This is a genomic window from Flavobacterium ginsenosidimutans (genome assembly GCF_037478105.1).
Lineage (GTDB): Bacteria > Bacteroidota > Bacteroidia > Flavobacteriales > Flavobacteriaceae > Flavobacterium > Flavobacterium ginsenosidimutans.
The window spans coordinates 3,549,511-3,572,560 of sequence record NZ_CP147988.1; the positions used below are offsets into that span (position 1 = coordinate 3,549,511).

At 40.9% G+C, this 23,050-nt stretch carries 30 protein-coding genes; 21 read left to right on the plus strand and 9 right to left on the minus strand.

Annotated elements, in window-relative coordinates; translation table 11 throughout:
* The first annotated feature begins 7 nt into the window (after positions 1–7).
* The gene (locus tag V6624_RS15545) at positions 8–892 is read left to right on the plus strand and encodes a hypothetical protein (RefSeq protein WP_338839252.1); all 885 of its coding nucleotides are present in this window, start codon (positions 8–10) and stop codon (positions 890–892) included.
* Between the two features lie 268 nt (positions 893–1,160).
* Positions 1,161–1,607, plus strand: coding sequence for a DUF2141 domain-containing protein (locus V6624_RS15550; RefSeq protein WP_338839253.1), 447 nt, complete (start codon positions 1,161–1,163; stop codon positions 1,605–1,607).
* Between the two features lie 239 nt (positions 1,608–1,846).
* Here V6624_RS15550 and V6624_RS15555 read toward each other — a convergent pair whose 3' ends face one another.
* The gene (locus V6624_RS15555) at positions 1,847–2,413 is read right to left on the minus strand and encodes a GrpB family protein (RefSeq protein ID WP_338839254.1); all 567 of its coding nucleotides are present in this window, start codon (positions 2,411–2,413) and stop codon (positions 1,847–1,849) included.
* Positions 2,414–2,607: 194 nt separating this feature from the next.
* Between V6624_RS15555 and V6624_RS15560 the strand changes: the two genes are divergently transcribed.
* The 13 genes from V6624_RS15560 (at position 2,608) to V6624_RS15620 (ending at position 12,760) form a co-directional block, all read left to right on the plus strand.
* Positions 2,608–2,913, plus strand: a complete 306-nt coding sequence (locus V6624_RS15560; protein ID WP_002979435.1) for a DUF4134 domain-containing protein — start codon at positions 2,608–2,610, stop codon at positions 2,911–2,913.
* 11 nt (positions 2,914–2,924) lie between these two features.
* Positions 2,925–3,254 carry a DUF4133 domain-containing protein gene (locus V6624_RS15565; protein ID WP_338839261.1) on the plus strand — a complete coding sequence of 110 codons (330 nt, stop codon included), beginning with the start codon at positions 2,925–2,927 and terminating at the stop codon, positions 3,252–3,254.
* Positions 3,251–5,755, plus strand: coding sequence for a TraG family conjugative transposon ATPase (locus tag V6624_RS15570; protein ID WP_338839262.1), 2,505 nt, complete (start codon positions 3,251–3,253; stop codon positions 5,753–5,755). Before V6624_RS15565 ends, V6624_RS15570 begins: the two co-directional genes overlap by 4 nt.
* A gap of 27 nt (positions 5,756–5,782) precedes the next feature.
* Positions 5,783–6,415 (plus strand): DUF4141 domain-containing protein, encoded by a 633-nt coding sequence (locus V6624_RS15575; protein ID WP_338839264.1) that lies wholly within the window; start codon positions 5,783–5,785, stop codon positions 6,413–6,415.
* Positions 6,416–6,418: 3 nt separating this feature from the next.
* The gene (gene traJ / locus V6624_RS15580; RefSeq protein WP_338839266.1) at positions 6,419–7,414 is read left to right on the plus strand and encodes a conjugative transposon protein TraJ; all 996 of its coding nucleotides are present in this window, start codon (positions 6,419–6,421) and stop codon (positions 7,412–7,414) included.
* A gap of 20 nt (positions 7,415–7,434) precedes the next feature.
* Positions 7,435–8,058: a conjugative transposon protein TraK gene (gene traK / locus V6624_RS15585; RefSeq protein ID WP_026712933.1), complete on the plus strand. Its 624-nt coding sequence runs from the start codon at positions 7,435–7,437 to the stop codon at positions 8,056–8,058.
* Between the two features lie 10 nt (positions 8,059–8,068).
* Positions 8,069–8,497, plus strand: coding sequence for a hypothetical protein (locus tag V6624_RS15590; RefSeq protein WP_338839267.1), 429 nt, complete (start codon positions 8,069–8,071; stop codon positions 8,495–8,497).
* Positions 8,498–8,516: 19 nt separating this feature from the next.
* Entirely contained in the window at positions 8,517–8,804 is a 288-nt protein-coding gene (locus V6624_RS15595) for a nitrogen regulatory IIA protein (protein ID WP_338839268.1), read from the plus strand.
* Positions 8,791–10,143, plus strand: coding sequence for a conjugative transposon protein TraM (gene traM, locus V6624_RS15600; protein WP_338839269.1), 1,353 nt, complete (start codon positions 8,791–8,793; stop codon positions 10,141–10,143). The genes V6624_RS15595 and traM overlap by 14 nt, the downstream gene beginning before the upstream one ends.
* Positions 10,144–10,167: 24 nt before the next feature.
* A complete protein-coding gene (gene traN / locus V6624_RS15605; protein ID WP_338839270.1) occupies positions 10,168–11,061 on the plus strand; it encodes a conjugative transposon protein TraN in 894 nt (297 codons plus the stop codon).
* Positions 11,062–11,084: 23 nt separating this feature from the next.
* Positions 11,085–11,645 (plus strand): conjugal transfer protein TraO, encoded by a 561-nt coding sequence (locus tag V6624_RS15610; RefSeq protein WP_338839271.1) that lies wholly within the window; start codon positions 11,085–11,087, stop codon positions 11,643–11,645.
* A gap of 12 nt (positions 11,646–11,657) precedes the next feature.
* Entirely contained in the window at positions 11,658–12,107 is a 450-nt protein-coding gene (locus V6624_RS15615) for a DUF3872 domain-containing protein (RefSeq protein WP_338839273.1), read from the plus strand.
* Between the two features lie 143 nt (positions 12,108–12,250).
* Positions 12,251–12,760 carry a nucleoside deaminase gene (locus V6624_RS15620; protein ID WP_338839274.1) on the plus strand — a complete coding sequence of 170 codons (510 nt, stop codon included), beginning with the start codon at positions 12,251–12,253 and terminating at the stop codon, positions 12,758–12,760.
* A 17-nt stretch (positions 12,761–12,777) separates the two neighbouring features.
* On the opposite strand, the gene V6624_RS15625 is transcribed toward V6624_RS15620, so the two are convergent.
* A complete protein-coding gene (locus V6624_RS15625; RefSeq protein WP_338839275.1) occupies positions 12,778–13,926 on the minus strand; it encodes an MFS transporter in 1,149 nt (382 codons plus the stop codon).
* Positions 13,927–14,025: 99 nt separating this feature from the next.
* On the opposite strand from V6624_RS15625, the gene V6624_RS15630 reads away from it, so the two are divergent.
* The 6 genes from V6624_RS15630 (at position 14,026) to V6624_RS15655 (ending at position 16,755) form a co-directional block, all read left to right on the plus strand.
* Positions 14,026–14,388, plus strand: a complete 363-nt coding sequence (locus tag V6624_RS15630) for a helix-turn-helix domain-containing protein (RefSeq protein WP_338839276.1) — start codon at positions 14,026–14,028, stop codon at positions 14,386–14,388.
* Between the two features lie 82 nt (positions 14,389–14,470).
* Positions 14,471–14,746: a molybdenum ABC transporter permease gene (locus V6624_RS15635; protein WP_338839277.1), complete on the plus strand. Its 276-nt coding sequence runs from the start codon at positions 14,471–14,473 to the stop codon at positions 14,744–14,746.
* A 171-nt stretch (positions 14,747–14,917) separates the two neighbouring features.
* On the plus strand, positions 14,918–15,229 hold the full coding sequence (locus V6624_RS15640) for a helix-turn-helix domain-containing protein (protein ID WP_338839278.1): 312 nt from the start codon (positions 14,918–14,920) through the stop codon (positions 15,227–15,229).
* Positions 15,210–15,506 (plus strand): helix-turn-helix domain-containing protein, encoded by a 297-nt coding sequence (locus V6624_RS15645; protein WP_338839279.1) that lies wholly within the window; start codon positions 15,210–15,212, stop codon positions 15,504–15,506. Before V6624_RS15640 ends, V6624_RS15645 begins: the two co-directional genes overlap by 20 nt.
* Positions 15,507–15,793: 287 nt before the next feature.
* Positions 15,794–16,060, plus strand: a complete 267-nt coding sequence (locus V6624_RS15650; protein ID WP_338839280.1) for a hypothetical protein — start codon at positions 15,794–15,796, stop codon at positions 16,058–16,060.
* Positions 16,057–16,755, plus strand: coding sequence for a response regulator transcription factor (locus V6624_RS15655; protein WP_338839281.1), 699 nt, complete (start codon positions 16,057–16,059; stop codon positions 16,753–16,755). The genes V6624_RS15650 and V6624_RS15655 overlap by 4 nt, the downstream gene beginning before the upstream one ends.
* Positions 16,756–17,047: 292 nt before the next feature.
* On the opposite strand, the gene V6624_RS15660 is transcribed toward V6624_RS15655, so the two are convergent.
* The 7 genes from V6624_RS15660 to V6624_RS15690 form a co-directional block, all read right to left on the minus strand.
* The gene (locus V6624_RS15660) at positions 17,048–17,980 is read right to left on the minus strand and encodes an alpha/beta hydrolase (protein ID WP_422389316.1); all 933 of its coding nucleotides are present in this window, start codon (positions 17,978–17,980) and stop codon (positions 17,048–17,050) included.
* Between the two features lie 88 nt (positions 17,981–18,068).
* Complete coding sequence (locus V6624_RS15665; protein ID WP_338839283.1) at positions 18,069–18,932, minus strand: helix-turn-helix domain-containing protein; 864 nt, start codon at positions 18,930–18,932, stop codon at positions 18,069–18,071.
* A gap of 356 nt (positions 18,933–19,288) precedes the next feature.
* Entirely contained in the window at positions 19,289–20,095 is an 807-nt protein-coding gene (locus V6624_RS15670; RefSeq protein WP_338839284.1) for a PRTRC system ThiF family protein, read from the minus strand.
* Positions 20,095–20,805: a PRTRC system protein B gene (locus V6624_RS15675; protein ID WP_338839285.1), complete on the minus strand. Its 711-nt coding sequence runs from the start codon at positions 20,803–20,805 to the stop codon at positions 20,095–20,097. The genes V6624_RS15670 and V6624_RS15675 overlap by 1 nt, the downstream gene beginning before the upstream one ends.
* Complete coding sequence (locus tag V6624_RS15680) at positions 20,802–21,980, minus strand: hypothetical protein (RefSeq protein ID WP_338839286.1); 1,179 nt, start codon at positions 21,978–21,980, stop codon at positions 20,802–20,804. Before V6624_RS15680 ends, V6624_RS15675 begins: the two co-directional genes overlap by 4 nt.
* A gap of 17 nt (positions 21,981–21,997) precedes the next feature.
* Positions 21,998–22,216, minus strand: a complete 219-nt coding sequence (locus tag V6624_RS15685; RefSeq protein ID WP_338839288.1) for a PRTRC system protein C — start codon at positions 22,214–22,216, stop codon at positions 21,998–22,000.
* 26 nt (positions 22,217–22,242) lie between these two features.
* Positions 22,243–22,845 (minus strand): PRTRC system protein E, encoded by a 603-nt coding sequence (locus tag V6624_RS15690; RefSeq protein ID WP_338839290.1) that lies wholly within the window; start codon positions 22,843–22,845, stop codon positions 22,243–22,245.
* Positions 22,846–23,050 lie beyond the last annotated feature (205 nt).

Here is a 23,050-nt window from a genome sequence, read left to right on the forward strand (position 1 = left end):
TTGAACGATGGAAAAGGAATTACCTGAAATTGAAATCGATGGAACGAAATACGTGTTCGATATCAACCAACTTGCATTAGTTGAAAAAGACAGGCCTGAAGAAAGGAAACTGTTTTTTGACGAGATGAAAGATTATGGTACACATTATGAATTTGTGTTAAACAGAAACTCTAAACGTCTGGATCAATATAGAACAGAGTATGGTATAGATGCATACATTACCGGAAAGCATAGCTTCGCTGTTATTACAGTACCACGAATGGGTGAGATAGACCCCGAAGGTATGAGTAGAAAATATAATTGTTCTCTTGAAGAAGTCCGTCAGAATAGTGATTTGGATATAATGATAAAGGAGGCTTATGACAAAAGAGTGAATAAGGGAATGTTGCCAACGATTGAAATAGAGGGGCACACATTCTATGTGGATCTGCGAATGGATAAACTTAGACCCAAAGATGATTTTCTATCCAATGGAATTGTATTCTCCCAAATTGAAGATTACTTCAACGATACTACTGAAAAATATATTATTCCCTATAATCCTCAAAAAAAGGAATTAGGTGAGATAGACTATGAAACCATTACCAAAATTCCAAAAGACCTTGTAGTAGTGGAAATACCAAGCGAGTTAGCAATGGACCCGATTGGATGGAACAGACTACATGGATTTGATCTTAAAGACGGACTAAGGGAAACCGGTTTACAGATGAATTTTGGCGCTAAAAAAGCAGATTGGGAAGACATCTATGTTCCTCAGAAAATCAAAGAGAATTTAGAGAGAGAAGGTAAGCATCAACAAAAGGCTGCGCCTGGTGCAAAACATTTATTGATCGAACACGGAAAGGAATACGCAAAAAAAAAGGATAATGGGAGAAAAGGCCCGAAACTATAATCCGATAATGTTGACTTTGTTAATTTAACTTACGGCACTTATAGCCTTTGGATTGGATTTCAGATTGTATTCACATCATTACGTTTGCCTGAAACTACCGACCCTCGGCAAAAGCAAGGCATGCATCACGGTGGATTTTCCCAAACTCCCAAGTATAAAGGTCTGTGCAAAAACCATTCACGGCCGATTTTGTCCGCTTCCCTTTTGTTTTAAGTGACAGTGTTTCAAATCATACATAATTTTAATGTGATAAAATAAATTTATGCTTATGAATAAGACAATCGCATTTGGGGTCAATCTAATGATTGGGCTACTCTTTCTCCTTGGTACTTCCAGCGTCATGGCCCAGCAGGAAACAAAGGTTAAGGTTACCGGTATGAAATCGGCTAAGGGAAAAATCATTCTCAATGTATTTAAGGACGATGCGCAGTACAACGATGAAAAGCCCTTCAAAACATTCAGCTTTGATAAAAAGGCAATCAGTAATGGGGAGCTTACTATATCGGTTGATCTGCCACAGGGTACTTATGGAATCACGCTTGTAGATGACGAGAACGGAAACGGTAAAATTGATAAGAACCTTATCGGCATGCCAAAAGAAGGATTCGGTTTTTCCAACTTCTATATGGAAAAACTGAAAAAACCAGCTTTTAATGATTTTAAGGTAGACCTTAAATCTACATCTGATATTAATATCAAGGTGAAATACATGTAGGGAAATTTTAAAGCAAAAAATAATAAGATCAAGGCTGTCCGTTTGGACAGCCTTTTTCATTTCTCCAAGGCGAAGCACCGCAAATTACTGAAAGCATCGAATTCCAAAACTCATTCACAAGTTTCCTATAGGAATAATAAGGCCTTTTTTCTATTCTGACTATTTGTGCTAGATACCACTTTTTACGTAGATCGTGTTGGCTATCAACGTAAATTCATACACAATTATAAGTGTGTCATTTAGGTATTAGCTCCTTTTATCTGATCTAGTTCAGTATTCATAAGTCCTGCGCCTTTGAGAACCGAAATGATAAAATCGGTTTTTTTTCTTTGATATTCTTCTCTCGATATGTTTAAATCCTCAACCAGTAATTTTTTAAGTGCAGAATACTCTACAACAAGATTTGCATCTTTAATTAAAGCATCCCTAAATAATAGATGGTTTTTAAGTGCCAGGCTATCTGAGTAACAAACATAAAGATGGTGTGCAACCGATTTTTGTATTGGATTGGTGAAAGGTACATGATCAGAAACTTGTCCAAATGCAAACCGGCCTTCAATTCCTTGTTCACCTTTAGTCTGGTAGCCAAGTTTTTCAAGCCTACTTGTTATCAGCCCTAGTACTCCCTCTCTGCCAATAATAATATCAATATCTAAAATTGGTTTTGCAAATAATCCTGGCACGGCTGTGCTCCCAATATGTTCTATGCATATTTCTAAGTCTTTAAGTTCATCTTCAAGGACCTTTTTTATTTGTTCAAATTCTGCTTTCCATTTTGGATCATATGGTTCAATATAACTGATCATTTTGTAAATCCTTTACTATTTCTAATGGTTATTATGTCTGCATGCAAAGTTAAAAAAAGTATCTCCAAAAGCCATCGCCAGACAAACACTTCCTCTGACTGCCACTTTGTTATAACGCCTTGATTTCCGAAACACCTTTGTCCCGAAAGCCCGTAAGGTGCGGGAGAACAATAACAAATTAATGTGTTTCAATTATGGAAAAACAGAGAAAAAAAGTTTTGTTGGCAGCAGTGGCAATGCTGTCAGGAATTGGTGCGTTCGCACAGGGAAACGGTTCTGCGGGTATCAACGAGGCTACCCAAATGGTAACAAGTTATTTCGACCCCGCAACCCAGTTAATCTACGCAATCGGTGCGGTGGTTGGGCTCATCGGAGGCGTTAAGGTGTACAACAAGTTCAGCTCCGGCGACCCTGACACAAGCAAGACTGCGGCTTCGTGGTTTGGTGCGTGTATCTTCTTGATTGTTGCCGCTACCATCCTTCGTTCATTCTTCCTTTAATCTTTCGCCTTATGAATTACAATATCAACAAAGGCATCGGAAGAACGGTGGAATTTAAAGGGTTGAAAGCACAATACCTGTTCATCTTCGCTGGCGGACTACTCGGTACGCTTATCCTGGTGATGATACTGTATATGGCAGGTGTAAACTCTTACATCTGCCTCTTCCTCGGAGTAGGCGGTGCTTCGCTGATTGTGTGGCAGACCTTTTCACTTAACAGGAAATATGGCGAACACGGATTGATGAAAATAGCAGCCAATAAAAGGCATCCCCGCTATATCATCTGCCGCAAGCCCGTACACCGCTATTTAAAATTCACACCTAAACAGAATGCCGTATGAGAAATGTAGCAAAGACCACCACGTTGGAAAGCAAGTTTCCTTTACTGGCAGTAGAAAACAACTGCATCCTTTCCAAAGATGCAGACATTACCGCCTGTTTTGAAGTACGTTTGCCGGAACTGTTCACAGTAGCCTCAGCGGAATATGAAGCCATTCATTCGGCCTGGCACAAGGCCATCAAGACCTTACCCGATTTTACGGTTATCCACAAACAGGACTGGTACATCAAGGAAAGTTATGCACCTGATCTGGCAAAGGAAGACCAGAGTTTTTTGGCTAAATCCTACCAACGCCATTTCAACGAGCGACCGTTCTTAAACCACTACTGTTACCTGTTCCTGACCAAAACGAGTAAAGAGCGTATGCGCATGCAAAGCAACTTCAGTTCGCTTTGCAAAGGATCGCTTATACCCAAAGAAATAAGGGATAAAGAAGCGATACACCGCTTTATGGAGGCAGTGGCCCAATTTGAGCGTATCGTGAACGATAGCGGTTTTATAAGCCTGCGACGTTTGACCGAGGAAGATATTATCGGTACCGACGAAAAACAGGGATTATTGGAACAGTACCTTACGCTATCGAGAGATGCAGGAACACCGATGCAGGATATCGCACTCGGAGCGGAAGAAGTCCGTATCGGAAACAAAAGGTTGAGCCTGCACACCTTGTCCGATACGGATGACCTGCCAGCATCGGTATCAGCAGACACCCGTTTTGAAAAACTGTCTACCGACCGCAGCGACTGCCGTCTGTCATTTGCCGCACCCGTGGGATTGTTGCTGAGCTGTAACCATATCTACAACCAATACTTGTTTTTGGATAACAGCGAAGCCAATCTCCAGAAGTTTGAGAAGTCCGCAAGGAACATGCACTCTTTGGCTCGGTACAGCCGTGCCAACCAAATCAACAAAGAGTGGATAGAAAAGTACCTGAACGAAGCCCACAGCTTCGGGCTGTCTTCCATCCGTGCGCACTTCAACATCATGGCGTGGTCGGAAGATCCGGCAGAACTAAAACAGTTAAAGAATGATTGCGGTAGTGCCTTGGCATTAATGGAGTGTAAGCCTCGCCACAACACGACGGACGTGGCTACTTTGTACTGGGCAGGAATGCCTGGCAATGCAGGCGATTTTCCGAGTGAAGAAAGTTTCTATACGTTTATCGAACCTGCCTTGTGTTTATTCACGGAAGAAACCAATTACCACAATTCGCCTTCGCCATTCGGTATCAAGATGGCTGACAGGCTTACGGGAAAACCAATTCATCTGGATATTTCCGATCTGCCGATGAAGCGTGGGATTATCACGAACCGGAACAAGTTTATACTTGGTCCATCGGGTTCGGGCAAATCATTCTTCACAAATCACATGGTAAGGCAGTATTATGAGCAAGGCGCACACGTCCTGCTAGTCGATACAGGTAACTCGTATCAGGGACTATGCGAACTCATCAAGGGAAAGACCAAAGGCGAAGACGGCGTTTACTTCACCTACACCGAAGACAATCCGATTGCCTTTAACCCTTTCTATACCGATGATGGCGTATTTGATATCGAAAAAAGGGAAAGCATCAAAACCCTGATCATCACACTATGGAAGCGTGATGATGAACCGCCGACCCGTTCGGAGGAAGTGGCATTATCGAATGCGGTAAGTGGCTATATCGAACGTATCAAGACGGAAGATGTGTACCCGTCATTCAATGGCTTCTATGATTATGTAAAAGGCGACTACCGCAAGGTTCTGGAGGAAAAGCAGGTCAGGGAAAAAGACTTCGACATTGCCAATTTTTTGAACGTACTCGAACCCTATTACAAAGGTGGCGAATACGATTACCTGCTGAACTCAAACAAGCAGTTAGACTTGCTTTCCAAACGCTTCATTGTGTTTGAAATTGATGCCATAAAGGATCATAAAATCCTTTTTCCCATAGTCACGATTATCATTATGGAGGTGTTTATCAACAAGATGCGCAGGCTAAAAGGTATCAGAAAGCTCATACTAATTGAAGAAGCCTGGAAAGCGATCGCCAAAGAAGGTATGGCGGAATACATAAAATATTTGTTCAAAACTGTCAGAAAATTCTTCGGAGAAGCAATAGTCGTAACCCAAGAGGTTGATGACATCATCCAGTCGCCCATTGTGAAAGAAAGTATCATCAATAACTCCGACTGCAAGATCCTCTTAGACCAGCGCAAGTATATGAACAAGTTCGATGACATACAGGCAATGCTCGGATTGACCGACAAAGAGAAAGGACAGGTACTTTCCATCAATATGAATAACGACCCAAGCCGATTGTACAAAGAGGTTTGGATCGGCTTAGGTGGTACGCACTCGGCAGTCTATGCCACCGAAGTTAGTTTGGAGGAGTATCTCGCATACACCACGGAAGAAACCGAAAAGATGGAAGTGATGCAGCTCGCTTCCGAACTGGACGGCAACGTCGAACTCGCCATCAAGCATATCGCCATGCAGAGGCGTGATAAAGCAAATCAATAGTCATTAACATTTTAAAATTCAGAAACAATGAAAAAAGTATTGTATCTGGTGTGTACGGCGATAATGCTCGCCGTAGCACCGTCAGCAAAAGCCCAGTGGGTTGTAACCGACCCTGCAAACCTGGCTTCAGGGATTATCAACTCTGCGAACGAAATCATACAGACTTCTTCGACTGTGAGCAATGTTGTAAAGAACTTCAACGAAGTGAAGAAAGTCTATGACCAGGGCAAGGAATATTACGACAAGCTGAAAGCTATCAACAACCTGGTGAAAGATGCCCGCAAAGTACAACAAACGGTTTTGCTGGTAGGTGATGTATCAGAAATGTACGTTCAGAATTTTGGCAAGATGATGAACGACCCAAATTTCACACCTCAGGAATTGGTCGCTATCGGCAATGGTTATTCTGCACTTCTTAATGAAAGTACCGAGCTGCTGAAAGAATTGAAGCAGATTATAACGTCATCAAGCCTTTCGCTGAACGACAAGGAACGTATGGATATTATTGATCGTGTATACAAAGAGGTTAAGGATTACCACAGCCTTGTACGCTACTATACCAATAAGAACATATCTGTAAGCTACCTGAGAGCGAAAAAGAAAAATGATGCCAAGAGAGTGCTTGAACTCTATGGAACTGCTAACCAAAAATACTGGTAAACTATGGAATGGGATAATCTTCACGAACTCTTACGTTCGCTATACGACGATATGATGCCGCTTGCCGGTGATATGGCAGCAGTGGCTAAAGGTCTGGCGGGGTTGGGCGCATTGTTCTATGTGGCATTAAAGGTTTGGCAGGCTTTAAGCCGTGCCGAACCTATTGATGTGTTCCCGCTCTTGCGCCCCTTTGCTTTGGGACTTTGCATTATGTTCTTTCCAACCATTGTGCTGGGAACCATCAATGCGGTATTAAGTCCTGTAGTTACAGGAACCCACTCCATACTCGAAGACCAGGTGCTTGACCTGAATAAGCTGCAACAGCAGAAAGACCAGTTGGAATATGAAGCAATGGTCAGAAATCCGGAAACCGCCTACATGGTATCGGACGAAGAGTTCGATAAAAAACTGGACGAATTGGGCTGGTCGCCTTCCGACATTGGAACAATGGCCGGAATGTATATGGACAGGACTGCCTATCAGGTTGAAAAAGCCATAAAAGACTGGTTTCGCAATCTGTTGGAAATACTCTTTCAGGCGGCGGCATTGGTCATTGACACCATACGGACGTTTTTTCTTATTGTTTTAAGTATTCTCGGTCCAATTGCTTTTGCCATCTCCGTGTGGGATGGCTTTCAATCTACGCTCACACAATGGCTCTCCAGGTATGTCAGTGTATATCTCTGGCTTCCTGTTTCGGATCTGTTCAGCTCCATGCTCGCAAGGATTCAATCCCTGATATTGGAAAGGGATATTGCAATGTTGGCTGATCCGACCTATATACCCGATACGAGCAATACGGTGTACATCATTTTTATGATTATCGGCATTATCGGATACTTCACAATACCGACAGTGACGGGCTGGGTAATCCAAGCCGGAGGCGCAGGAAACTTCACCCGAAATGTAAACCAAGCGGCAATGAAAACCGGAAATATTGCAGGAGCCGGAGCTGGTTCAACAGTTGGAAACATCGGTGGCAGGCTCATGAATAAATAAACAATTAATCATTCAAAAAAATGGAATTTAAAACGCTAAGAAATATCGAAAACAGCTTTAGGCAGATAAGATTATATGCCATTGTGTTTGCGGTTCTCTGCATTGGCGTGGTAGGATATGCCGTATGGCGTTCCTACCGCTTTGCAGAAGAACAACGCCAAAAAATCTATGTACTGGATAATGGCAAATCTCTGATGCTTGCCTTGTCGCAGGATGCGAGCATCAATCGTCCCGTGGAAGCGAGGGAACACGTTAGACGTTTTCACGAACTGTTCTTTACGCTTGCACCCGACAAGAACGCTATCGAAAGCAATATGAGCAGGGCATTCAACCTTGCCGATAAAAGTGCTTTTGACTATTACAAAGACTTGTCAGAAAAGGGTTATTACAGCCGTATCATCTCAGGAAACGTACAGCAACGTATAGAGGTGGACAGTGTAGTGTGCAACTTCGACAACTATCCTTACGCGGTGCGTACCTATGCCAAACAATTCATCATCCGTTCGAGCAATGTGACCAGGCGTAACCTGATTACTTCCTGCTATCTCGTGAACTCTGTTCGCTCTGACAACAATCCGCAAGGATTTAATATCGAAAAGTTCGCAGTGTTAGAAAACAAGGACATCGAAGTTATCGAACGTTAAAAACAATTTTATGGAAGCATTATCAGATTTAAACACGTTTGCGAAAATCCTTACCGACAAAGGATATAATGGCTATTTCCATACGCAGGGTGCGTACGCTGGAAAGTTAAAAGAAAGCATTGGGGAATACCTCGAAAGCTGCCAAAAAGGTACAGATAGTTTGCCTAAACAAGATTTGTTACTGACAGGCTACCTGCAATGGTCGGGAGAAGACAAACCACGTGTTGAATGCAATATGTGGGTAAAATACCTGAACGGTAAATTTTCCTTGGACAAAATGGAGGTAGCCAGAAAAGACGGTTTCGGGCAATTGCTCAAAAAATCGGAACTGACAGGCTTGTCCGTAATATCCGCACCCAAAGCTTCGGAGGCAATTGCAATGGTAAATGAAGAACAAAAGCAAAAGCCAGAGAAAAGCCCTAAGCGTTTCAAGCTATAACAACACAAACAGTAAGGCTATGAAAAAATTAAGAGCAAATATGGACAGGTACTTTGACAAGCTGGATGACCATTGGCGGGCGTTGCCCCTGCGCAAACAGCACAAATATACGCTGTACTTCTTTGTAGGTTATGTGCTGCTTACCGTAGTGGTCATTGGCAAAGTGATGTACGACACCTCAAAGTCCGGTAACGATATGGTCATTGAGCATATCGAAAACCCTGTCCTCAAAAAAAATGAAAGCCCTGCAAGATTGCAGGACACATTATCAACAATTCTAAAAAATCAGATTTATGAAAGAAAATGAAAACAAAAAAACGGTTGTTCGGGTGACGGAGGGGAACCCGGCAGAAACCGCTGATGTGCTGCAGGACAGTACACAGAACAAAGCTGAAAAACTCAAAAAGCCACTCATTTTTGGCTTGATGGGAATTGTCTTCGTGGGTTGTATGTACCTCATATTTAAACCTGCTGAAGATAAAAAAGCAGTTGAGAATATCGGGCTGAATGATGCCGTACCACAGGCTACCGAAGCAGGAATGCCTGCCGACAAGGGTAAGGCATACGAGCAGGAAATGCTTGAACGCAAAGACCAGGAAAAACGCAACGCCCTTACAACACTATCAGACTATTGGAATACCGACACCAAGGAAGAGCCGACCGGTGAGCAGCTTCCCGAAGATGAGGAAAACAATGGTTATGGAGGTGGCAGAGGCACGGGAAGAAACGGTAATCATGCATTGAACAGCTACCGTAATGCGCAAAACACATTGGGTTCATTTTATCAGGACAACAATTCGGAAACAATGGAACTCCGCAAGCAACTTGATGATATGAAAGCAAAGCTGGCCGAAAAAGAAGTGCCACCTGTTGCCACCGTTGACGACCAACTCAAACTGATGGAGAAGTCCTATGAAATGGCTGCAAAGTATCTTCCCAAAAATAGCAATACCGAAAATGGAGCTCCTGCTAATGGCACAACTCCGAATGATGCAACTCCGGCAAGTGCTGGAGCAAATCAAAAAGAAAGTTTTGTAGCGTTTACACCTGCAAGGAAAAACACCGTTTCAGCCCTGTACCGTGAACCGTCAGACAGTGCCTTTGCCGCCGATTGGAGCCAAACCAAAAACAGGGGTTTTTATACCGCTGGTTCTGTGGAGCAGGTGGTTCAGCCTAAAAACAGTATCAAAGCCTGTGTTCACGAAGCGCAGACCGTTATTGGTGAAACAGGCGTACGATTGCGATTACTGGAGTCTGCCAAAACTCCGAGCCGCACTATTCCGCAGGGAACAGTTGTGACTGCCAATGCCAAATTTCAAGGAGGGCGTTTACAGCTAAAAATTACTTCCATAGAATTAGAGGGCAACATCATTCCGGTGGATATAACCATTTACGATCTGGACGGACAACAAGGCTTGTACGTTCCATATTCTCCCGAAATGAACGCCCTTACCGAAATGGCCGGCAATATGAGCCAGACAGGCGGAACAAGCGTGATGCTCACACAGAATGCCGGACAGCAGGTTGCCGCTGACCTTAGCCGTGGCGTGGTACAGGGTATTTCAGGCTACTTCGCCAAAAAGGTAAGAACACCGAAAGTCACCCTTAAGGCAGGACATCAGGTCTTTTTGGTATCTAAAAAATAATGTTGAACTCAAATAAATAAAACAATGAAAAATCATTTGAAAACCTTTTGGGCTCTTGCCCTGATACTCGGCTTTGCCATACAATCTTATGCACAGGATAGCATCAGAACAACCCTTGCATTGGGCAAGATAGAACCGTACCGCATGGAAGTTACCTATGACAAGACTTCGCACCTGATTTTCCCGACCTCCATTCGCTATGTGGACTTAGGTAGCGAATACCTAATTGCTGGTAAAGCCGAAGATGCGGAAAACGTGTTGCGTGTAAAGGCATCGGTAAGGGACTTTGAGCAGGAAACCAACTTTTCCGTAATCACGAATGACGGACGTTTTTACAGTTTCAATGTATATTACAGTTCTTACCCGGAGGCAATGAGCTACGACCTGCTCACAATGCAGAAAGCGGTTGACAGGACCAACGGTAATGATGTGCTTTTTGAAGAATTGGGCAACAATTCTCCCTCACTGGCAGGTTTGCTATTAGAAACCATTTACAAAAAGGACAAACGCATTGTAAAGCATATTGGAGCTAAAAGTTTCGGCATACAGTTTATACTCAAAGGCATTTACATACACAACGGCAAATACTATTTCCATACGGAATTGAGAAACCGTACCAATGTGCCTTTTCAGATTGATTTTGTAAACTTCAAAGTAGTAGATAAGAAAGTGGCCAAACGTACCGTCGTCCAGGAACGCCCGATGATACCGCTTCGTACCTATAAGCCACTTGCGGAAATTTCGGGACAAACTACCGAACAGAATGTTTTCCTGTTAGACCAGTTTACCATTGCCGATGACAAGGTACTGCTGATCGAGATTTTTGAGAAAAACGGTGGCAGGCATCAAACACTTCAGGTAGAAAACTCGGATTTGATTAAAGCCCGATTGATTAGCGATATGCACCTGAAATTTTAAATAACAACTAAAAGAGAATAGAAATGAAAAAGTATATCTATACCGTGATGCTTGTTGTAATAAGTATCACAGCGGCACAGGCACAACGAATGCTCCCCAAACAGAAAGGACTGGAAATAAGCACAGGCATATTATCCGATGACAAGATCGGAAATGATTACTATATCAGTGCAGCATTGACCATAAATGGTAAGAATGGTAATTACCAGCTTTGGGCGCTAGAATATACGCATCAATACCACGACTACAAAGACCTCCACATACCACAAGAAACCTATTCAGCAGAGGGTGGTTACAGCTTCTTCCTGTTGGGAGATACCCGAAAGAACATCACGCTGAATTTCGCCGTAACAGGTGTGGTCGGGTACGAGAGCATTAACCGTGGTGAAGCAATGCTATATGACGGATCGAAGATATTGAGCGAGGATAATTTTATCTACGGAGCTGGCGGACGACTCACATTTGAAACGTATCTGTCCGACCGATTTGTGTTAGTCCTGCAAGGGCGTACAAAAGTGCTTTGGGGTACAGACCTCGAACAATTCCGACCGTCCGCAGGCGTGGGATTAAGGTTTAACTTTTAAAACGTAAAGACAATGATAACAATATTTAATAAATTCAGAATGGGATTACTGCCGATATATGTACTCTTGGCAATCCTCACAGCTTCGGTTACGTTGGTATCTTGTAGCAAAGAAGATGAACTCGAAATACAGAACAATTTCCCTTTCGAGGTAAACGTGATGCCGGTACCTAAAGATGTTGCCAATGGGCAGACAGTAGAAATAAGGATAACGATACAGCGAACCGGGAATTATAATAACACGCAATATTATCTCCGATACTTTCAATACGATGGTACAGGAACATTGCAGTATTACAGTGAACCGTCTTATCTGCCCAACGATTTATATCCTTTGGCTTCCACCCAGTTCAGATTGTATTACACCTCAACGTCAGCGGTATCGCAATCTTTTGATGTTTGGATCTCGGACAGCTTCGGGAATGAAAAGCAAATAACTTTTCAGTTTAATAATAGTGATTAAAAACAAAAAACGGCTTAGATGATAGGCCGTTTTTTTTTAATTGTTCTAAAATGGTTATACATCTCATCTTTAATATAAAATGGTCTTTATAATATCAATTATTTGGATTAGTTAGATAAATTTGCAATTTAAATTCTGTAACAATGACTAAGACAATTGACCAGGACTATAATCCTAAATTTATGTTGAGAGCAATTGAGCTTTCCGAAATCGCATACCAGAGTGGCAGGGGGCTTCCAATTGGGTGCGTGATTGTTAAAAACGGAAAAATTATTGGAGAAGGACATAATGAAATATTTGAACGCATTAATCCTACCTCACATGGTGAAATGGTTGCCATTGAGCGAGCATGCACGAACATAAAAAATCTTCAATTATCAAACTGCCAGATGTACACTACTTTAGAACCCTGTCCAATGTGTTTAGGTGCAATATATTGGGCAAAAATCAGTAAAGTGTTTTATTCAAATACCAATGCCGAAGCGTCTAAAGTCGGATTTGATGATACATTTATATTTGACGAATTGAGAAAGTGCGCCCATGAACGCAAAATTAACTTTATTCATTGTCCCGATAAAAAAGCGATGGATGTTCTTGAGGAATGGCAATCTAAAGAATTGGCTTCAGCGCAGCCCTGGAATGCTGATAAATAATCCTCTAGAAAAACGAGCTATAATATTGTTTTTCCTTCATAAAAACTTCTCAATCCAATCATCAGGAAAGCCAGAATACCAAAAAAAAAGCCTATCCACGGATTATATCCTACACCTTTAGTAATAATGATCCACCCTCCAATAGTGGTTCCTAAGGATACGCCTAAGTTACCGAATGAAGTTGCCAGGCTATTGGCAAATTCCAGACTATCAGGTGCGGATGAAATCATATAGGTAGAAGCGTTCAGGAAGCTGGGCGAATACAAGAAACCCCATATGGCAATCACAACAATGGTCGCTATGCTATTCCCCCCTGAGAAATGAAGAAGTATAGGTACCAGAATAGTTCCCGAAAGGAAAAAAGCGGTAGTTTTAGCAATATTCTTATTCAGCATTTTCCCTGCAACCCAATTGGAAAACACACCGATAATGCCAAAAACAAACAGCATATAGCTGACCATTGTACTGTCCATAGCCTTTGTTTTGTTTAGGTACTCTGCAAAATAACTATAGGTGGAAAACCAAGCCGTAATCATAAAAAAGTTCATGAAGGTACTGATGATAAAAGTAGGTTTACCCAATATCTTTAGCTGGCTTCCAAAAGATTTCTTTTCCTTCACAGGCATTGATGGCAACACAAAGTAAATTCCAGCTAAAGCTACAACACTCACGATTGCCTGGATCACAAAAGAGTATTCCCAAGACCATATACTTGCCAGCCAGGTGGCAAAAGGAACAGTTGTAACCATAGCAATGGCAACACCACTGAATACGATGCTCATCAATTCGTTTTCACGTTTTTTATCTGCCTGAGAAACAGCAACCGACAAAGCCGTGGCAATATAAACAGGTTGCAGAAAGGCGGGCAATATCCTGACCAGCATTAATAGCCAAAAAGGAGGTGCAAAGGAAGATACTACACCTGTTATCAGAAAAATAAAGATAGCCGTGAGCATCACTTTTTTACGGTCAAAGCCCGATGCCAATAAGGTCATAAAAGGACCTGTCAGGGCGATGACTAAAGCAAAGACACTCAGCAGATATCCGGCTTTGTCAATACTTATCTTATAGTGTTCTGCTATCTGTGGCAGAATGCCAATGATGCCAAATTCAGTTGTTATAACCGCCAAAAATCCGAGGCAACCTATGTATGCGTATTTCTTCATCGTAATAAATCCGTTTAAAATGAGCCTCAAAATTAGTTTTCAATCACTATTTTTGTGTAGTACACGGCTAATTGTGAGGTACTAACAAATTTGTAAGTCATGGGAAAGAGAAAAGATAATTCAACCAATATGTTGAATGAAAAAGTAATTATGGAATGTGAGTTGATGTATGCTGTATGCAAAATTGGTGGGCGGTGGAAATTGCTCATTTTATGCAAACTCGAAAACGGCAAATTACGTTTTAGTGAGATAAAAAGACTTATCCCCGAAATAACCGAGCGTATGCTTGCCCTGCAATTACGTGAGCTTGAAAAAGACGGCTTGGTAAAACGGACAGTTTACGCAGAAGTTCCACCACGTGTTGATTATGAACTGACCGACATTTCAAAAGAGTTAATTCCTGTGTGGCGGCAATTGGAAGTTTGGGCTGTGAAACATAAGAAACTTGTTGAGAAATTATAAAATCATAATCCCGTTGATTTCTCATAAGAAATACATATAGGTTTTTTTTGTAAATTTAACGGGTTGAATAAAGTAGTTTATTATGATTGCATCATTGGTTATAGGGATAATATTTTTAGTTGCAGGCCTAGGACTTCGTTATTGGATTAACCGTAGAAAGTTTTACAGGCGTGGCCCTATGGGAGCCGAGGGGTTTTCATCTTATGAAAGTTCGGTTTTCATCAAATTGATCGAAAAGGTTGGCAAATGGATAGCTTATGCAATGATTATTTGGGGGCTGTTATGCTTTTGGGCTTATTACCATGAGAAAAATGAAAAACAAGAGACAAAAACAGAACAGCCTGTTCAACGCAGATAATCAATAAAAATACAGCTTAAAAGAAACGGATAACCCAAAAGGTAATCCGTTTTTTGTTTCCGACAAAAGTAAACTGCCAAATACTGCCTTTTAGTGCCAAAGGCTACAACATTGTGCAATCCCTTATAAAGCCTTTCTAACTTGACCATCCACAGAAAAAACGAGCAAAAGATGGAAGTTATCGCAATACAAAAGTCTGCACTAGAGGGAATGAAAAACGAGCTGAAAGCACTTTTAGAACTGACCGAAAATGCCACGAGGAAATACATGCCCATTTTCAAAGAGGAGAAATGGCTCGATAATCAGGAGGTGTGCCTGATGATGAACATTACCAAAAGAACTTTGCAGACATATAAAGATAAGGGACTATTGCCTTATTCCAAACTGAACCGCAAGAATTATTATAAACTATCGGATGTACAGGCTTTACTCGGAGCCGGACGTCCGTACAATACAATTGGCAATGCATCTACTGACAAATGAAACCGAAGAAATCATTATTCATCAGGAGATGATGATACGGTTGAGAAACCGCATGGAAGAGATATTAAAAAACTACCGCCCAGTAATGAATGGCGAAATTTACCTTTCGGGCGAAGATGTGTGCAGGCTATTACACCTCAGCAAAAGAACATTACAGCAATACAGGGATGATAAAATATTGCCGTATATCCAAATAGGTGGTAAGATTATTTTCAAACAGTCGGATATTCTTAATGTCCTGGAGAGTAATTATGTGTCAAATCACACCATAAGATGAGAATCTTTTTTCGTTGCTAAAGCTGATAGAATAATTGCCTATCAAGACTGACTTTAGTATCTTTGTACCAACATATATAAAAATCTTAAAGTGTTTTTGCTTTAAGTCTCGGTACTGAAAACTGGTAATTTTTACGACAACGGGACGATAAGGAAGAACGCTCATGCCATAGGCGTGGGCGCTCGCTTATTCGTTGTCGGGTATACCAGTGCCTCAGTATCGGTAAGTGTGGTGGCCCGCGCCTTCTTTTTATTTGGCAGTGCCGCACAATCTAAAAAACTGATGATATGGGCACTGCTAAAAATACCTATCCAGCCTTACAATATCCTGCTTCCGATCTTTCGGCATTTGCAGTTTGTATTGATATGTTCATCATATCCCTTAAAAATGGCGAGATTATACACTTCACTCCAGATAACGTTCAGAGATTTTATGATTGGCTAATTGACCATAGCGTGAGAGATGTACAAAATGAGGCAATAGTAAGGCAAGAAAACATTGCTACCCCATCAGTTGGACTTTTCAAGCGTATAATGAAAATCTTTATAAAATGAGTGAAGAAAAAAATGTAATTCGATTAGCGATGGTTGATGACCATGACCTATTAAGGAATGGCGTATGCCAATTTCTTGAAAGCTATGGTTTTGAAACAATCTTTGATGCTGAAAATGGGCAGGTTGCTCTTCAAAGACTGGAGACAGCATCTGTTTTACCTCAAATCTGTATCGTTGATGTAAATATGCCTGTGATGGATGGATTTGAAACGGTTAGACACATACGTGAGAGATATCCGGGGATAAAGATATTGGCATTCAGTGTAAACGATGATCGAAAAGATGTCTTAAAAATGTTGGAAAATGGTACAGATGGCTATATTCTGAAGGGGGCTGATCCTGATGAGCTAAAAAATGCTATAAACATAATTTATAATGGGGGTAAATATTTTAGCGCAGGGATACTAACAATTGTAGAGGATTATTTTCAAGAGCAAGGGGCTGCAAAAAATCCTGAGATACTGAAAAAGAAATTGGTAGACAGTGCCTTCACTTTCAGCATAAGGCTATCGAATTTGCTTGATTTATTGGAAGTTCATACCATCGAAGATATGGTTGCTATACCATTAAAGAATTTTGAAAAATTCAGGGGCTTTAAGAAAATGTGCAAAATGGAACTTGTAGCCTTTATAGAATTTGAGGGAATCGAGGAACTTTTCGATGACTTTGATAAATGGAAGCAGTCTTCCGTTTAAGACAATTATGGCCATATGCCAGACTCTGGCATAGCAAGATCTTGTACCTTCTAATACTGTCAAAATTTACATTCCGATAAATCTTATTAACACTAATCACTAATGAGTATTCACAAAATTTAAGTGCTGGAATAAGAACATTCGATTTTAAGTATCTTAAGAATAAACTTTAGGTCTTGATTGCATGCGGAGTATATGGTCGTCTAGTTCGCCTTTTAAATCTTAATATAAAACCTAAAGATACATTAACAAATAAGAGGCAAATAAATTGCCTCTTATTGTTTCCGAAATATTATGCAAGATGTTTCTGAAAAAACGGAACAATTTGCTCTAATGCTTTACCTGTAGGTTCTGGTTGATCATATAATTCATAATGACTTGTGCCAGCTACAACCTGAATAGATTTTTGTTTTGATGCAGCTTTATCAAAGAGTTCAAAACCATCTCTTAAGGAACCAAATGCACCTACTATATCTCCAACTACAATGTGTAGAGGCTGGGTAAGCAATTTTTCTGCTAAATGGAAGGCATCAAATGCCATTGCTTTATCAAGACTGTCAACACGTAATTGATTTGGTGAGTTTGGATGCTGTCCTCTTGGTGTCAAATAGTAATCCATTGCTTCCACAATATCGATATCAGTAATTCCGGCAGCAATTCTGTCTTCCTGTGTTTTAGGTATGTAAACCGAAATTGCAGCTTCGGCTCCTCTTGCCTGTGCTGTACGTTGTTTTGCAACTCCCTCTAAAGTTTTTATTGCAGAATCTACCGTAAGATCTCCCTCGCGCATAAGGCGTCCGTAGTTTGCGCCTACAACTGTTACTACTGCTTTGAAACGTCTTTCGGTCATAGCTGCATTAGCCGCATAGCCGCCTCCGCCGCAAACACCTAGAACGCCTATTTTTTCCTCATCCACATAATCTAATGTTGTCAGGAAATCTGCTGCACAGCGGAAATCTTCAACCCGGGTGGCCGGGTCTTCTAAAAACCTCAGTTCACCACCGCTTTCTCCTTGATTGGAAGCATCAAAGGCCAACGTTATAAAACCTGCTTCCGCAAGAGCCTTACCATAAATGTTTCCTGCTGTTTGTTCTTTGCAACTGCTAATGGGATGGGCGCATACAATAGCTGGATATTTTTTAGTTTCATCGAAGTCTTTCGGGAACTGCAAAACGCCTGCGACTTCCCAATTCCTGTTTTTGAATTTTACTGATTTCATTTTCATTTATCTTTAATAAGTTGTTTTAACATTACAAAGATAATATCATCCAAAATCCTTATACTTAAAGGAATTACCTGAATACTTTAACTATTTACTGATTTCTGAAAACAGTCGGAGATATTCCTGTTTCCTTCTTGAAAAATGTAGCAAAGTAGGATGGATAATCAAACCCCAAGCTGAAAGCTATTTCACTTATACTCAAAGAGGTTGTCCTAAGTTTATTCTTTGCGATTTGTATGATTAATTGATGGATGTGCTCCTGTGGCGAACGACTTGTGTAATGCTTAATGAGGTCTCCAAAATAATTAGGTGACAAATTGGCCATATCTGAAAAGAGCGAAACTGAAGGCATTTTGGTGACATTCTTTTGGTTGTCAAAATATGCGTCAAGGTTCTTGTAAAAATCAGCTACGGTGCTGTTATATAATTCTTGCCTTGTATTAAATTGCCTACTGTAGAATTTCTGGATGTAGGAAAGGATAAGTGAAGCGTACGAAACTACAATTTCTTTTGAAACGTTATCATTACTTTCAAATTCTTTTAATGCTTTTTGAAAGAGATCGGTAATTGTTTTCTCTTCTTCTTTGGTTATGAAGAGTGCTTCGTGGTTATTATAATATGTAAAGCTGTATTCTTTGGCAATTTTTCGAAAGAGTCCAGTATCTAAAAGAATATGATATCCTGAGATTTGATGATCTAAATCCCATTCAAGAATATCTCCAGGCGAATCAAGGTAAACAAAAGCATCTGCTTGGTCAAAAATCGTCTGACCAAAATTCTTGTCCTTATCAAAATTCAGCTTAATAGCCAAAAAATAGAAATCAAGTTCAACAGGAAGCGATTTTCTCAGCATATCCTTTTGTTTCTGATATTCAACTAAATGGATATGATTGTTCTTGAAGCCGCCAATATTGGTATATTCTAGGAACTCTTTTATGTTATATTTTTTTCTCAATGCTATATCATATATAAAATACAAATTTAGTAATTAGTAGAGTTCTATAGTTTAATCTTTTACTGAAATGATTTAATTTATTACAGTTTATTAGTATCTGTAAATCTTGTTTACATAACCAAGCGGCGTTCTTTTGCTTCTTTTCTTTGGTCGCTGTGTGAAAAGAAAAGAAGTTCCCGAAAACAAAGAAAGGGATACCGAATATCCCATGCAATAATGTCTCAACCTGTTTGATGAAATATAGCAGAAGGAAGTGGGTGTAGGTATATTTCGGCAAAGGGGTTGTACCGATTAGATGCAAAAAGACTGCCCAGACCATCGGGAGGGAGTGTCTTTTTGCCGCCCGACTTTTCGGGTCAGGTGACCTTTATCGGGTGGGTACGGAAGTCTTTCAGATTGTGAAAAAATCCCTTGTATTCGGTCATTCCCCTGCGAAACAAGTTCCACAACAGGGAACAACCCATTTGTGTCAATGATGAATTGATAAACAAATCTTGGTGTTCCAATGCTTCGGCAAGAGAGCAACTTGGCGTGTTGTCCTCTTGTTCAGATTGTTTCAGCAATTCTCCATATTCTTCTGTAACAAATGGCAGACTTGCCACCGTTTGGTATTTCTCTGAATTAGGTTGCTTTATCTCTCCGATAGTGGATAGTAGCACTTGTCCTGTATCTTGGCTGTTGCCAAAATCCAACCAATATTTTGGTTCGTCTTGATAATTTCTGCGATAGCTTAACCCTTTGAGAATTTCCGCAACGCCAAACCTTGCCTGTACATTGTCCACACAGGTAATGGTAATGATTGCCTTTGCTTTCTCGGGCAATCTGCCAAACTTATCTTTTTCAAATTTTTGCGTTTCCGCTTTCCAATTTGTACCGATACAACGGTTGACACGATTTATCAAGGCAACGGACTTATACAATCCTGTTTCACATTCAAAAAATCGTTGCCTTCCCAAATTGGCACTTGTGATAATATCATCATCCCAAACTCGTACCTGCAACCCTGCGTGTCCCAACGCAATCAAGCTCTCGTTTATTTCCATTAAAGCGGTCAATACTTTTGAGCCTGTGCCACCTGCCCCGATAAGGTTTACCGAAATCGGATTTGTCGGATTGAGCAGATAATTGTCCGTAAAATGGACTGCTGTTTTTGTTGTTTCCATCACAATAGATTTTTAAGGGTTTTATTATTCTTTTTCAATGCTTCCTTCGGAAAGGGTTTATCTGTATTGATAAGGTCTTTCCAAAGGTTTACAATGTTCTTTTTGGTTAGGTTTTCGCATAGTGAATGGCTGAAATAGGAATTGAAAAAATAATGCTCCCACGCCTGTATAAATTCCTCAACCGAAACTGATTTTTTAATATCAATGCTTACCGTTCCCATGCATACATTGCCCTTTTCGTAGATATTGAAGAACGGTGCATAATGCAGGGATGTTTTTTCTGTAGGTCTTCTGTCATTTGCCAAGGCGAATACGGTAAGGCTGTTTTTATTGGCAAGCCAAAGCATTGGCGGTACTTGTGCCGTTCCGTTGGGTATGCCCAAACTATCCACAAAATAAAGTTTCCTTTGCTGTGCCTTGGTGTACCACAGCACCATACCTTTTTCGCTCGGATTGATATACAGGATGTTTGTAGGCAAAACCCCCTTTGGCTTTAAAAAGGCTTTGCTCTTTTCTTCATCGGTCTGTAAAGATTTAGCCAATGTGTTAGCTTCCTTTACGGTCAATGGGTGGGCATTTATTGGGTTGCCGTTGCTGTCCATATCAAAATGCTCCACGTACATATCGCTTTCCGTTCCTGCGGTTTCATAGAAAACCAAAGCAGATTTTGGATAGTACAGTGTTCCGAAATTTTGGGTTATATCGTTCATTTTTCGGTGGTTTTATAATTATACAATAAGTAAGAAAGGTCGTCCAACAATTCAAACAGGCGGTTTTCAAAATCAAGGTTGCCCTGTGTTATTTTACTGCCGTCAAATGCTTTGCAAATGGTCGGTTCATCCATTTTTCCGTATTCGTTAAACTCGTTGTTGATACTGTCGGAAAGGCTTTCATACAGCCAACCTCTGGTGTCGGCAATAAATGAAATGTACTTTTCCATTCCGATTGTTTCATTATCGTAATCATCATCGTTATAAGGGTCTTGTTCGGACATTGGTGCGTTTCTAAAAATGCTTGCTGTGGGATATTCCGTATAAAGGGCAAACGCATTACACGCTACCTTGTGGCATTCCCTGTCGAACGTATCACGGCTTTTAAAACAGCTCAAACGCTGTTCAAAAAACGTCAGATTATTACGGTTGAATAACTTTTGTTCTATCCTGTCGCCAACATATTCTGCTTCTACAAAATCACGTTTATAGGTTTCTGTTTCGTCCGTTTCTTCGTCCTGTTCCACCCAGTCTTTGTGCATTTCGTACATCCAATACAGATAGCTGTCTTCCTGCCTGTAATACGGTATGTCGGCAATATGGTACAGGTAACTGCATACCGCTACGAGCAGTTGGGCAGTGTGCTTGCGTTCTTTGTTGTGCAACATTCTAAAGAGTGGCACAATGGGGATATAATACAAGGTTGTACCTGTGTCGTACCGTTCCTCACTTGTGAAAAAGGTTTTCTTACTGTCCTGTACCAATTTGTAATTATCCCAATTGGCATTGGTACGTTTTGCTTTGGTTTCCATATCCCACATACCTAATGCGATATTGTAGGGAAAGCCAAAATCTTTGGTCTGCATCGGCTCAATGCTATAATGCTCGGCAAGTGTGGAAAGGGATTGGTAAAACTCCCTCTCCGTTTTTGCTGTTTCTTTACAAGCCTGTACGCATTGTGCCGTTTTCAGTTTGGGCAGAAATGTACATTTTAGAATACCATTGGTAGCATTGCTATTGGAACGGATTTCTGTCTGTCTTTCTGCACCTGGCTTGCATCCTTTGGTCTTTGTAGCCACTTGGCGAACTCGCCCAACTGTCGGTGCAATTGCTGTTGCCGTTTCTGTTCGGGTGTGCTGATAGTTCCCGATATGATGTTGCGTTGCATAACTCATTGTTTTAGATTTTTGGATTAACCTTTAGTACCCATTACGCTCTCAAATTTGTACTCTACTGCATCATCTTTGATAGCAGGTGCAGATGCTTTTGCCGTTGTAAGGATCGGGTACATATTGGCATAAAAATTCATTACGGCTTCCACGCTCCAACGTGGTTCGGGGTCGGTCAGTCTGATGTCCTGTCCTTTATCTTTGAGTATAAACACTCGTTCTAATTGCGTTGCTAATAACATAACTTTCTGATTTTTGGATTAATGGTTTATTCTTCCTCGCTTGTTTCATCAATAGGATAATCGACTGTAACTTCTTCCGCTTGTGGCGGTTCGGGTGTTGCTTCTTCCATTGCACCGAAAAGGCTCGGTGTTCCAAACTTGTCGGACAATGATGTTTTGCGTTTGCGTATCTCGTCCGCTTTTTCGGGAAACTCTGTTATATCGGGAACTTTCATCCACGCTTCACGGAATTTGCCGGCTGCCTCCAGTTCGTCAGCCTTTGCCATTGCATCTTTAAATTTCTTGTCTTTGGCTTCCTTATCCTTTTTAGCTTTCTCTGTTTTCTCTTTCTCGATTGCCGATTGCTTTTTGACTTCTTCCAATTGCTTTAGGAATTTTTCCATATCCACCATTAAGCCCGATACCTTTTGTATAGGCGTAGTTATCTGCTCAAAAAATCCCTCGTCAAACTCTTGGGGTGTGGCGTTAAATGTCAATGGGGGAATACCATTTTTGGCGTTATCTCCGCATTGTTCGTTGTTCAGCAAAACCGTTACGATTAGGTTGCTTTCTATTCCTTTTGAAATGTTCAGTTGCAATACTCCTGTAAAGTCCAACTGCTGTATCTGATTAAAAAAATTAGTATTCATCGTTCTTAAATTTTAATTGTTATCTGTTCGCTTTTTTATTGCTGTCAGTTTCTCGTGTATGTCCGTCCAATAGGCATTTTGCCTTTTGTCGAAGTCTGAAAAACTTTTATCCTCGTGGCTGTACCCTGTATTCCGTTTGGCGATTTTGATAGCTTCTTTTAGGTCGGTCACTTCAATTTCGCAACCGTGTAAATCCGTTATTTTC